Genomic DNA, 12,107 nt, shown 5'->3' on the forward strand with positions numbered 1-12,107 from the left:
GTTGATCATAAATACGCAGTATTTGTGTTATTTATATGTAAATTTAAATTGATGAGGATTAATTGGTTTAGTATTTTTATTTGCTTATTGTTTATTGTTCCTTCCTTAGCATTTGCCCAGAATACTTTTGAGGAAAGATTGAATTTCATACAAGAAATTCTGGAAAAGAAGGCTCAGGAAGAAATACCGGGCTTGTTAGAAAAAACTGAATTTTCTTTAGTTGACGCAACCATTCATGATTTGTTGAGAGGATTAGCTGAAACCCATCAACTCAATATAAGTGTGTCACCGGCTATTCAGGTTAACGTTACAAATAATTTCACTAATGTTACTGTAAAGGATCTTATACTGTTTCTATGCAGGGAATATCATTTAAATGTTGAGTTTGTAAATAATATAATGTCATTTACAAATTTTGAGGATCCTCCCATTGAAAAAAAACCTTCTTTAAATCGTGTCCCCGAAATTAAATATAATTTTGAGGACAGTACCTTATCTGTAGATCTCAAAAATGACAGTTTATCAGTTGTGGTTAGAGAGATTTCTCGTCAATCACGAAGAAATGTTATTGTTGCTCATGGAGTTGAAGATCGTTTAATGAAAGTTTATGCTTCGGAGGCCCCTTTTACCGATGGAATTGAATTAATTGCGTTTTCAAACGGTCTAAGGGTAGAAGTTGATACAATCAGACAGGTTTATAAATTATTAAACAAAGAAGAAGACAAAGCACAGCAATCTGTAACGCAACAAACTTCCAGATCTTCAGGAAGTCCTTCTTCTGTTAGTGCCAATGAGAATTTATCAGTTTCCAGAATAGGGTCTCGTCGTTTAAGTGTGGAAGCCAATAATGTTCCTATAATAGATGTTATTAAAGAAGCTGCAGTAACCTCTTTAAATAACTATGTACTGTTTTCCCAGCCACAGGGTAATTCATACATTAAAGTTAACAATATCAGTTTTGACGATTTATTGGATGTTTTATTAAGAGGAACCGATCACACCTATGATAAGGAAGAAGAAATATTTATAATAGGAAATCGAATTGAAGAGGGATTCCGGAGAACTAAATTAGTAAAGTTTCAATATCGGACGGCCTTTGAAATTGAAAATTCTATTCCGGAAACTTTAAAAAAGGATGTTCAGATATTGCCCTTCAAGGAGCTTAATGCTCTGATATTGAGTGGTGGCGAAAGTCATTTGAAAGAAATAGAGACTTTTCTTAAGCAAATTGATCAGCCTGTTCCTAATATAATGATTGAAGTGGTTGTGATTGATGTGCGCAAGTCTTCTTCAATTGAAACAGGGATTAGTGCTTTTTTAACTGATTCAACCGTGAAAAGTGGAGGTAAAGTTGCTCCCGGACTTGATTTTGTTCTAGGTAGTGATGCGGTAAATAATGTTTTGGACAAATTTGAAACAGTAAGTTCTATTAATTTAGGTCGTGTAAACTCAAAATTTTATATGAAACTTAAAGCCCTGGAACAAAGCGGAAATATAAAAATCCGGTCAACACCAAAACTTTCTACCTTGAATGGGCACGAAGCGGTGTTAACCATTGGTGAATCAATGTATTATGAGGAGAAAACTCAGAATGTGACAGGGGGTGTTAATCCTATAATCACACAAACTCCCAGGTATAGTAAGGTTGATGCGAATATGACAATTACAATTAAGCCAATGGTATCCGGTGATGAAAATATCACTCTTAATATTGAAGCTGAATTTTCTAATTTTGTTGAACCTAGGGTGCCAAATGCACCACCAGGTAATGCTACACGGAAGTTTTTATCTCAAATAAGAGTTTTGAACCAGGAGATGGTGCTACTTGGTGGATTGGATGAGGTTTCAAAAGAAGAAAGTGGTTCTGGTTTCCCGGTATTATCAAAAATTCCAATTCTTAAATGGATTTTTAGTTCAAGGAATAAATCATCTTCCGATAATGAGTTAATTGTATTGATTAAACCTCAGATTGTTTACTAATATGGATCTTAGTCGCAAAATACTTGATCGGGTGTTTCCTGTTAAAAAAATATGGGGAATTCATATTTGGGAAAGGGATGTTGATCAATACTCTGTTTTTGTAACTTTGGTAGAGAATCGCAAAGGAGTTTTATTTATTAGAAAACGTTTTACCCTGAATGGTTTTGATCAATTGCCTTTTGAGGAAATAAATAATACACCGGTTTGTATAAGTTTTGATAGTCGAAATATACTTATAAAAGAATTTGCTTCTAATCCCGACAATCAAACCCCACTGGATCAGTTGCATTTGCCGAATGTGGATGACTTTAGGGTTCAGTTAATGGCTACAAGTAAGTCTAATTTGGCATTGGTTGCCCGTAAGAAATTGTGTGATGAAATATTTGATAGGCTCAATGAAAAATTGCAAATATTTGAATTTTTTTTAGGTCCTGTTAGTTTTAATTCGTGTTTGCCTTATGTGGATAAGGAGGGAGAGGAAAATACTTATAAGTTTTTGAATTACTCAATAAATGTGCAGGAGGAGTTAATTCATTACTTTGCAAGAGATTCGGAGTTGTCAGATGATGGAAATAGTTTGTTAATTGGAAATGATTATATTTTTTCGGAGTATGTATTGCCTTATTGCAATGCATTATATTTTTTTATTAATAATGGAGATGCGAATTGGTTAAGTAAATCTGCTTATCAATTGGATCGTTATAGCTTAAAGTATAATAAGCTTTATAAAATATTAGTTCCTGTTTGTCTTGGATTACCTCTTCTTTTGTTATTAGTTAATTTCTTTTTCTTGCAATATTATAGTTCCAGACAAAAAGAATTAAATTCAGAATATATTCATTACCAAAAGACTCATAAGGAATTTCAGAATTTAAGAACCCAGTTTGAAAAACATATCACCTTATCCGGACAGGAACTATATGGAAAGTATGGTTGTTTTTCTGTTTATGCAGATAGGATGGTAGCATTACTGGGGGAAAAGGTTAATTTATCTTCAATGGTATTTCATCCTATAGAAGAAGATCGTGAAAGAAGTCAAAAGCGGGTTTTTTTTCAGGAAGGACTGATTGAAGTCGAAGGAACTTGTCTTTCAACTTCGGAGTTGAATGTGTGGCTCAAAGAATTAGGAAAGTTGGCCTTTGTTCATAGCATATATGATCATGTATATGTTTATGATGGAAATATTGATGCAGGAAGATTTAGTTTCCGGATAAAAATTAATCAAGATGGGATGGAATCATTATAGTGATAAGAAGCGTTGCACAATATTGCTTTTATTTGCAACAGGTGTTGTTTTGTTAATATTGCTAATGCCATTTAGAAGAACTGTTGATGCCAAACGCAATTGTTTTAGATTGACAAGAAGTATTGAAGATGCCAGGCAAGCATCCTTGCAAATTGATGAATTGCGTGAGAAAATGGCTTTGTGGGAGGAAGGAATGAATGTTAATCTGACCAGGGATGGGTTTAGAGATTATTTGTTTAAGACCTCCGGCGAATTATCAGTTAGAAATTCAGTCAGGGTAAATGGTATCGCTTTATTGTTTGAGCAAAAAGATGGAGATTTTAATTTTGATACATATGAGGTGATATTATGTGGAGGGTTTCATGAGCTGATTAAATCTGTTTATTGGCTTGAAATCAAAAGTACTCATGGTAGGATTGTATCGGTTGGATATAGTCTGGTAAAGAATAATCATACAAGAGATATTGAGTTACAAGCAAGAATTATTTTACAAAGCATTACACGACATGAAAAATTATTTTAATATTATTTTGCTGTGTTTGATTCTAATTGTGTTTTTTTCATGTGATATTTTTCTGGAAGAAGATATTATAGATGATGAAATTGTTTTGAATTCTCCCGGCGATCAAGTTACAATTAAAGAGGTAGATGTCATTTTTTGGTGGGAAGAAATGGAAGGAGCTGAAAAATATAATTTGCAGGTTGTTAAACCCGGGTTTGAATTTGCAGAGAATTTAGTGGCCGATACCTTTGTTTCTAAAAATAAATTGGAACTTAAATTATCGCAAGGAAGCTATCAATGGCGGGTAAGTGGACATAACGGTTATTATGATTCTGATTTTTCAGTTGGAAGTTTTACCGTTGATACAACTGCTGTTGCATTAAAATAGGGTAAAAAGGCTGTATCATATGGAATGTTTAAACGGACTGTTTTATGAAAAAAAGAAAAAGCAATACCACAGTTTATATTCTAACTGCATTTGTTATTCTAATATGGGGAGGTGTTGTTTTTCGTTTTATTTCATTTGGTAAACCGGAAACAGTCAAAACACCTGAAGAGAAATTAATAGAAAAGCCATCTGATAAAAAAAATCCAATTGACATAAAATTATTATTGAACTACGAGGATCCTTTCAAACTATGGGGGGGGGGTAGTCATTCCAGATCGGTGGAGACAAGCACTGATGAGCAAGAAGATACTGCTATCTTGAATGTGGCTCAAAACGAACTGAGCGAGGAAAGTGATGAGGAATTAGAGTCTACCCCCCAAATTAAATATATAGGCCTCCTAAACAATGTCACCAATGAGAAAAAGGTAGGGGTGGTGGAGATTAATAATGCAAGACATCTGCTTTCGGAAGGGGGTGTTGAGGATGAAATTTTTATTATTTCTTTAACAGTTGATTCCCTTATATATAAATATGGTAGAAATCAATATGTAATATCAAACAGAAGGTGATGTTTATATTATCGAAAACAGTCAAAGCCGGGATGTTACCATTTGTTGTTATGATAAGTTTCATCATGACGTCCATCTGTTTAGCGATGCTTTTGTCTGTTTATTACTTTAACCTTATCACCATAAGATATAGTACTGAGGCCAGGTTAATGCGTAACATTCAATCAGCTGGCCATTTTGTCTTGGCAAATCCACCTGATTTTTTTGAAAAAGATGATATCGTTCAATTTGATTTATTTAATGATTCAGAAGATTCAATTTCAATTGTTAGGAAACGATGGGGTGTTTTAAGCCTGTTTGTTGTTGAAGCTTTTTCCGGAAGGTTTAGAAAATCTGATGCTTTTTTTGTTGGGAATAATTCTTCTATGTTCCCGGGTAGTGCAATTTATCTCTCTGATAAAGGGATTTCCGAATTATTTTTGGCAGGTAATACAATTATTAATGGAGATGTTTATATTCCAAAACTGGGAGTAAGCCCTGGTTATTATAATAATCGTTCTTTCATGGGCGAAACCCTGATTAATGGCGAGATTATGCATAGCCAGTCTTCTATCCCCGAAATTAATAGCGAGGTGCTACATTTTTCTAGTATGGCTGGGGCTGCACCTGACTTAGATTTTGAAGATGAAATGGAGAATGAGGTGAGTCAATCTTTTACAAAATCGACTCGTGTATTTCATTTTTATGAACCGATGAATATTACTAATGTTCTTAGGGGCAATATTAATATAGTTTCCAGTCATCCGGTAACGATTAGTAATTCATCATTTATTGAAGATGCTATTATTGTTGCTCCTGAAATACATATCGAAAAAGGTTTTAGAGGCAGTTTGCAGCTATTAGCCGGTAATCGAATCGAGATTGAAGATGAAGTGGAATTAATGTATCCGTCTTTTGTTGTTTGCGAAAATACGAAGCAGAGCTCTATTACGGTAGGTGATAATTGTAATGTTGAAGGAGGGCTGTTTTTAATTGGAGAGAAGTCGAATGGGGAAGTATTAATAGGGAACTCATTAATAAAAGGTATGGTGGTTTCGAGCGGAAATGTTGAATTGCAAGGGAAAGTTTATGGACAGGTTATTTGTGAAGGTTTTGTAAAACATGGGAAAAATGACAAAATATTTATTAATTATTTGGTTGACTGTGAGGTGAATTACGGAAGTCTGTCTCGCTTTTTTTTATATCCTGATTTGTTTCAGGACTATTTGGGAAAATATGAAAAGTTAAAAAGTTTATATTAATGCCTGTTTGATAGTTTATGAATTTAGTGATTATGAGAAGTGTTAGTAATAGAAAAGTACAAGGATCTTCACTGATAGAGGTAATAGTTGCCATGGTTATTTCTTCTATAGTTATTCTGTTTACTCTTGTTATTATATTTAATATTTTTAGTTACAGTCATGCACTTTCATCCACACATTATCAATTCATGGCAGAACGAATTATGCATAGTTTAAAAACAGAATCTAAAGATCCAAAGTCCTTGATTGTAGATCGGGAAGGTGTGTTTTTTGAATACCAATTGGAACCTTATGGCGGATTGGCTGATTTGTATTATATCGAGGTAAGGGTTTTCGATTCGGACTCCATAGAAAAAGGATTAGCGCGTTGTTTATTTCGTAATAGCGGCAGTAAGAGAGAGGAACTCATAACAATAAAATGACAGATCAGAAGGGGCAGGTTCAGGTTGTTGAATGAAATTCTAATTGTATGAAGAAGGTTGACGCATATACTTTACCCGAATTGGTAGTGGCAATGGTTATTAGTTCTATTCTAATTATCATTATTCTGACTGCATATCGTTTTATTTCTTATCAGTTCTCTGTTTTTTATCAACGGAGTCTTGCTGCCCAGGAATTGATAATAGCAGATCAATTGCTTAGGAATGATATTAAAAATAGCAGAAGTGTTAGTCATGAAGAGGATAATACGATTGTTTTTAACACTCGTGACAATCTTGAGGTAATTTACTCATTTGAAAATAATTATCTGGAACGGGAAGGCTATGCCGGAAAGGAGAAGTTTCCAATTAATATTGAGAAACTTCATTTTAGCTATTTGCAATTTGAAAATTATGAAACTAAAAACCTGACAGGTATTACAATTGATTTACTTATGAATGGCCATTTTATTAACCTTTCATATAGGAAGAGTTATGATAATAGTTTTTATTTCCGGAAGATGAAACAATTTGAAAGGCGTCATTAATTATGATTGAATCAAAAGGATTAATAATAAAATCAAGAGGTAGAACAAGAACTTCTGATATTGGAATTGATGTTTCCGCATTTTTTGAAAAGTTCGGTTTTAAGCTGAATGATAAGCGCAAAGAGTTTTTTTATATGGAAATGTACTCAATGTTAGAAGCCGGTATGGATCTAAAAAAAGCTCTTGATATTCTAATAGATCAACAAAAGAAAAATGAGGGGAAAAAGTTTTACGAAGATATTAGAAAACGGTTGATCAATGGATTGGCATTCTGGGAGGCTATGCGGGATTCCCGCGCATTTACTCCTTATGAGTATTATTGTGTACAAATAGGGGAAGAGAGTGGTAAATTGATGATGGTATTAAAAGAAATGTCAATTTATTTTAGTAATAAACTGAAGTTAAAGAAGCAGTTAGCCAAAAGTATTTCTTACCCGATTGTTATTATATTATCCTCTGTTTTGGCTGTTGGGTTTATGATGACTTTTATTGTACCACTTTTTACCGATATGTTCATACGATTTGACGGTGATTTACCCAAACTAACACTCTTTTTTATCGAAACATCCGCACTGATAAAAGAATATGGGGCATGGGTTTTTGTTGTGTTTGGTGCCTTGGTACTTCTATTTCGCAAGTTTTACAAACGAGATTATGTATATCAGAGAGTTCAGAAGTTAAACACATTTATTCCCTATTTGGGTGGATTAATAAAAGGAATATATTATGCGCGGTTTTGTTCTTCTATGAGTTTGCTTTTAGGCGCAAAGGTTCCACTCTTAGATTCCCTGGCCTTGGTTAGAAAGATGATTGGTTATTATCCTTTAGACCTGGCAATGTCAATGGTCGAGAAAGATATTATTAAAGGTAGTACTTTGCACGATAGTTTTAGACTCCATAGAATTTTTGACGAAAAGAATCTTGCTATTATCTGTGTGGGTGAGGAAGTAAACCGATTGGATTTGTTTTTTGACAAGTTGCATCATAGATATATGGACGAAGTGGAGGTTAAAACACATGCACTCAATACTTACCTAGAACCATTGATTATTTTAGTTTTGGGTGGTGTTATTGGGTTGATTTTGGTTGCAATGTATCTGCCAATGTTTAAGCTTTCTACATCTATGGGTTTGTGATTTGGAATAAAAACCAAGAAAATTTTAATAGGTGAAGCTTTAAATAATATGTATGACGAATGGACATGAAAACTTTATTCACATGTGCATTATTTCTTAATTTTCTGGTTAGTTCGTCTAAAAGAAATCTGTGCCAACTCATTTTTACTTTTAAAAAAATACACACGGTTTCTTAAACTACATATGGATTGTAAAATTTTGAATTATTGAGTTTTTATCTTAATTAATTAAATTATTGTCATTTATTCTTCTTCTGGATTTTTAAAATAAAAAACTTTAGTAATCTTTGCAGTGTCAATTTTAATCGTTAAACCCATATGTTATGTTAGGCTCCCCAACCCGTGCTTCATTAATTTTTCATATTAACATTGCATTTCTTTTTTTTGCAAACTTTTGTTGTGAAAATGGACAACGACAATGTCTACATTCCAGATTCGTCTCATTCTGCTGTTACTTTAGATGACTATTATATTATTTTGTTGCTTGTTGGTAAGTGCATGAATAAAAGAGTGATAGGCTGTTTTTTAGCACAAGTATATTATATAGTGATTATGTAATACTGAGTTTTTTTAATTTTCAAACATTAAATTATTTTTTAACCCAAAACCCTAATTCCCTATGGAACGTTATGTTTTTATTAGAAAAATGTTCTATTTCATAGAACTTTGTCAAAAAGAAAAAACCGGTTCCCGACAATACATTGCAGAAAGGTTAAATATGTCGGAAAGTGGTGTGAAAAGAATGATAAATGATCTTCGTGATGCAGGCGTGACAATTAAATTTGATTTTGATAAGCGCAGTTATATTTTTGAATGTAATTCAGAATTAAAATCGATCTCTTCTTCTCCATTCTTACAAAATAATTAACTAAAATTCCATTTTGATAATGAGGTTTTCACTTCTGATTTTTGAAACAATTGTAATAATGTTTCTCATGTTTTTTTATACAGCGGAGGTGGTTTCGTTAGGTACAAATAATGATTCTTGTGAGATCGTTGAAAATCATCCGGAGTTTACCTGGAATGGAAAAAAGGCAGCGGTGGTTTTAACTTATGATGATGGTTTAAACGATCATTTAGATAATGTTTTACCTGCCTTGGAAAAGATGGGGTTTAAAGCAACTTTTTATGTTTTTACAGGTTCAGAAGCTTTTCAGCGACGCATTAAGGATTGGCAAAGGTTGGCCTTGAAAGGGCATGAAATTGGCAATCACTCCGTTTATCATCCATGTCCGGATATGTATTCGCCAGATGATGAGAGTGATGGCTTACCGGATATTAATCAATACTCTGTAGAGACAATAATGATGGAGCTTTGCCTTGCCAATGAGACTTTAAAAGAACTGGATGGTCAGGAGGAAAGAACTTACGCCTATCCTTGTGGCCAGAAATATATTGGAGATACTCTTTATTCCGGTTTTCTTTCAGATGATTTTATTGCCGCCCGGGGAATCACTGCACAAAGTGAAGGCATTGACGATCATGACTTGTATGACCTGGGGGCATTTATGATTAATAGCAGGGCTTCCCTGGAAATGCTTATTAAATTAACAAACAGGATTATTGACCGGGAGAGGTTGGTGATTTTTGTTTTTCATGGAGTAGGCGGCGGTCATGAAATTAATATGGATGTTGACCAGCATTATCAGTTTCTTCAATATTTAAAAAGCCGGGAGGATGAATTATGGATTACTACTTTACGGGATGTCGTGAAGTATATGAAAAGTGAATAAATATATAGTGCTTGCAAGAAAATGCCAATTGCGGCGTTGGGCTTGCCTGAAAAACAGTCATTTACGAAAAGTAAACTCCTGTTTTTCAGGCTTCACCCGCCTTGTAATTGACGCTTTCTTATCAAGAACATCTCAAAAGCACTAGTTTTCTTGCTGACACTATATATTTTGGGGAATACTGTCGCCCCTTCCGGGGCTTGGGTCATTGATTTCCCGAGTGTCGAATTACCATACGGTTGCCCTTGCCAGGGCTTTATAAAAAATGCTATTTTAAACTACAGCCATGAGCAACTTCAAAGCATTGGTATTGTTCTGCTTATTATTAAGCTTCGATATTATCGCAAATTCGCAAGACAACCGAGAACAGAAAATCGACCCTGGCCACATTTTTACAGTAGGTCGTCAGTGGTGTGATTCAGTATGGAACTCTTTAAGTGATAAAGAGAAAATAGCACAGTTGTTTTGGGTTGCAGTTGAAATTCCGCATGCACAGAACAAATATTTAAGATTAAGAGAAGAAGTTGAGCAGCTGCAGCCGGGAGGCATAATCTTATATGCCATGGAGTCTGAAAAGGCACGTGAAGTGATAGATGATTTGCAGTCGCTTGCAAAAGTCCCCTTGTTTGTTTCGATGGATGGAGAAGTTGGAGCTGCGATGCGGTTTCGTGATATGAGAAGATTTCCTTATGCTATTACGATGGGTGCCGTTGATGATGACAGTTTGATCTATCGTGCCGGGATAGAAATGGCCAAAGAACTAAGATCTATTGGGGTAAATGCGAACTTTGCCCCCGTACTTGATGTAAACAGTCGGGAGCTGATCCCGGTTATTGGATACAGGGCATTTGGAGACGACCCCGAAAATGTTGCACGTAAGTCTGTTGCTCTTATGCAGGGATTACAAGATGGTGGGGTAATGGCTGTAGGAAAACATTTTCCCGGTCATGGTAATACCGATGTTGATTCACACCATAAATTGCCCGTTAATAATCATTCGATTGAAAGTTTCATGCAAAGGGATATTTTCCCATTTAAAGAATATATTGCATCCGGTGGCTGGGGACTTATGTCGGCACATATAGAAGTTCCTGTGTTAGAAAAAGGTGTTCCGGCCAGTTTCTCTTCAAAGGCGTTAAAATCTCTTCTTAGGGAGCAATTGCATTTCGAAGGACTGGCTATAATTGATGCAATTAATATGGCTGGCACCACCGGCATGGGTAGCCCCGGTGAAATAGATGTGAAAGCGCTTGTTGCCGGGAATGACATAATAGTAATGCCAAGGGATTTAAACACTTCAATTGAATCTGTTTTACAGGCTGTTAAGGCAGGGGATTTATTGATGAGTGACGTAGAAGAGAAATGCCGTCGTTCCCTATTGTTTAAAAATTGGCTTTTTAATGAGGTTTTTCTCCAGGATGAAGAATCGGTCGTGGATATAAATTCAGAGAGCTCAGAAAAATCTGACTCAACTGATTTGAATCAGCAACTGTATGATGCAGCCTTAACCATTTTAAAAGATGAGCGTTTTGATGAATTACGCTATGGTTCGTCCGGAGAATTTACTTGTTTAGCCCTGGGGAAAGCAGAAATAGTTACTGATGAATTAAAATCTCGTGGCATTCCGGTTTATCAATTGCCATTGCACAACAACTTGTTGTTTGAATTAGCTATAAACAATCCCAAGCCACATCAAAAATTAATTGTAATAATAGCACTTCCTAACTGGGGGCGTTCTGAATTGCATGAAGAGCTTAAAAATAAGTTCGCCTTATTAAGCCAAAAGAAGAATTCTTTTGGCTTATTTATGGGGAATCCATATCATCTGGATTATTGGCCCGAATTGGATGATTATGGGGCTGTTATTATGTCATACGAGAATACCCTGGAAACCCAAAAAACAATTGTCAAATTTTTGGAAGGTGTTATTCAGGCTGAAGGGAAGTTGCCTGCAAGATTTTAAAAAAAAACAGCAAAAAAGAATTTTTTTTAAATTAAAATGGACCCGGGTCACTATGTGGCCCGGGTTTGTATTTAATATTGCATTGTTTATTGTTGGCATTTGGCGTTAAGTGTTGTCTTTGAGATGTTTACTTGTTTTGGCTTAATCTTGTAATTATTTATAAATGTGTTTTTATTTTTCTGTATCTAAATATTGATAAAAAAACATAAGTATTTTTCTTAAAAATCTAACGTAAGTATAATACAATCAATGATTTGATATCCTGTAAGGGATAAGATTATGATTAATTAACCAACCATAATGAAATTGATTTTTAAAGTTTTCCCTGTCTTATTACCAATTGGGTTTTTGTGTATAGTTTTTAGTGCATGTAGTCCTGCTGGTTT

At 34.6% G+C, this 12,107-nt stretch carries 12 protein-coding genes; all 12 read left to right on the top strand.

Translation table 11 applies throughout. The features are described 5' to 3' along the window. Positions 1–51: 51 nt before the first annotated feature. The 12 genes from QZZ43_RS05125 (at position 52) to QZZ43_RS05180 (ending at position 11,721) form a co-directional block, all read left to right on the top strand. On the top strand, positions 52–1,980 hold the full coding sequence (locus tag QZZ43_RS05125) for a type II secretion system protein GspD (protein ID WP_291856850.1): 1,929 nt from the start codon (positions 52–54) through the stop codon (positions 1,978–1,980). Between the two features lies 1 nt (position 1,981). Then, positions 1,982–3,226, top strand: a complete 1,245-nt coding sequence (locus tag QZZ43_RS05130; RefSeq protein WP_291856851.1) for a hypothetical protein — start codon at positions 1,982–1,984, stop codon at positions 3,224–3,226. After that, a complete protein-coding gene (locus QZZ43_RS05135; RefSeq protein ID WP_291856852.1) occupies positions 3,207–3,749 on the top strand; it encodes a hypothetical protein in 543 nt (180 codons plus the stop codon). Before QZZ43_RS05130 ends, QZZ43_RS05135 begins: the two co-directional genes overlap by 20 nt. Then, positions 3,733–4,116, top strand: coding sequence for a hypothetical protein (locus tag QZZ43_RS05140; RefSeq protein WP_291856853.1), 384 nt, complete (start codon positions 3,733–3,735; stop codon positions 4,114–4,116). The genes QZZ43_RS05135 and QZZ43_RS05140 overlap by 17 nt, the downstream gene beginning before the upstream one ends. A gap of 44 nt (positions 4,117–4,160) precedes the next feature. Next, on the top strand, positions 4,161–4,685 hold the full coding sequence (locus tag QZZ43_RS05145) for a hypothetical protein (RefSeq protein WP_291856854.1): 525 nt from the start codon (positions 4,161–4,163) through the stop codon (positions 4,683–4,685). After that, entirely contained in the window at positions 4,685–5,926 is a 1,242-nt protein-coding gene (locus QZZ43_RS05150) for a hypothetical protein (protein WP_291856855.1), read from the top strand. The genes QZZ43_RS05145 and QZZ43_RS05150 overlap by 1 nt, the downstream gene beginning before the upstream one ends. A 32-nt stretch (positions 5,927–5,958) precedes the next feature. After that, the gene (locus tag QZZ43_RS05155) at positions 5,959–6,348 is read left to right on the top strand and encodes a prepilin-type N-terminal cleavage/methylation domain-containing protein (protein WP_291856856.1); all 390 of its coding nucleotides are present in this window, start codon (positions 5,959–5,961) and stop codon (positions 6,346–6,348) included. Between the two features lie 47 nt (positions 6,349–6,395). Then, positions 6,396–6,893 carry a prepilin-type N-terminal cleavage/methylation domain-containing protein gene (locus QZZ43_RS05160; RefSeq protein WP_291856857.1) on the top strand — a complete coding sequence of 166 codons (498 nt, stop codon included), beginning with the start codon at positions 6,396–6,398 and terminating at the stop codon, positions 6,891–6,893. A 2-nt stretch (positions 6,894–6,895) separates the two neighbouring features. After that, a complete protein-coding gene (locus QZZ43_RS05165) occupies positions 6,896–8,029 on the top strand; it encodes a type II secretion system F family protein (protein ID WP_291856858.1) in 1,134 nt (377 codons plus the stop codon). Positions 8,030–8,647: 618 nt separating this feature from the next. Further along, positions 8,648–8,896, top strand: a complete 249-nt coding sequence (locus tag QZZ43_RS05170) for an HTH domain-containing protein (RefSeq protein WP_291856859.1) — start codon at positions 8,648–8,650, stop codon at positions 8,894–8,896. 67 nt (positions 8,897–8,963) lie between these two features. Beyond that, positions 8,964–9,761 (top strand): polysaccharide deacetylase family protein, encoded by a 798-nt coding sequence (locus tag QZZ43_RS05175; protein ID WP_291856860.1) that lies wholly within the window; start codon positions 8,964–8,966, stop codon positions 9,759–9,761. 283 nt (positions 9,762–10,044) lie between these two features. Beyond that, positions 10,045–11,721 (top strand): glycoside hydrolase family 3 N-terminal domain-containing protein, encoded by a 1,677-nt coding sequence (locus tag QZZ43_RS05180; protein ID WP_291856861.1) that lies wholly within the window; start codon positions 10,045–10,047, stop codon positions 11,719–11,721. Positions 11,722–12,107 lie beyond the last annotated feature (386 nt).

The organism is Marinilabilia sp., assembly GCF_016278715.1.
Taxonomy (GTDB): Bacteria; Bacteroidota; Bacteroidia; order Bacteroidales; family Marinilabiliaceae; genus Marinilabilia.

Coding starts and splice junctions, on each gene's coding strand:
- QZZ43_RS05135 (WP_291856852.1), top strand. CDS start 3,207: ATGGGATGGAATCATTATAGTGATAAGAAGCGTTGCACAATATTGCTT.
- QZZ43_RS05170 (WP_291856859.1), top strand. CDS start 8,648: ATGGAACGTTATGTTTTTATTAGAAAAATGTTCTATTTCATAGAACTT.
- QZZ43_RS05155 (WP_291856856.1), top strand. CDS start 5,959: ATGAGAAGTGTTAGTAATAGAAAAGTACAAGGATCTTCACTGATAGAG.
- QZZ43_RS05165 (WP_291856858.1), top strand. CDS start 6,896: ATGATTGAATCAAAAGGATTAATAATAAAATCAAGAGGTAGAACAAGA.
- QZZ43_RS05175 (WP_291856860.1), top strand. CDS start 8,964: ATGTTTTTTTATACAGCGGAGGTGGTTTCGTTAGGTACAAATAATGAT.
- QZZ43_RS05125 (WP_291856850.1), top strand. CDS start 52: ATGAGGATTAATTGGTTTAGTATTTTTATTTGCTTATTGTTTATTGTT.
- QZZ43_RS05160 (WP_291856857.1), top strand. CDS start 6,396: ATGAAGAAGGTTGACGCATATACTTTACCCGAATTGGTAGTGGCAATG.
- QZZ43_RS05130 (WP_291856851.1), top strand. CDS start 1,982: ATGGATCTTAGTCGCAAAATACTTGATCGGGTGTTTCCTGTTAAAAAA.
- QZZ43_RS05140 (WP_291856853.1), top strand. CDS start 3,733: ATGAAAAATTATTTTAATATTATTTTGCTGTGTTTGATTCTAATTGTG.
- QZZ43_RS05180 (WP_291856861.1), top strand. CDS start 10,045: ATGAGCAACTTCAAAGCATTGGTATTGTTCTGCTTATTATTAAGCTTC.
- QZZ43_RS05145 (WP_291856854.1), top strand. CDS start 4,161: ATGAAAAAAAGAAAAAGCAATACCACAGTTTATATTCTAACTGCATTT.
- QZZ43_RS05150 (WP_291856855.1), top strand. CDS start 4,685: ATGTTTATATTATCGAAAACAGTCAAAGCCGGGATGTTACCATTTGTT.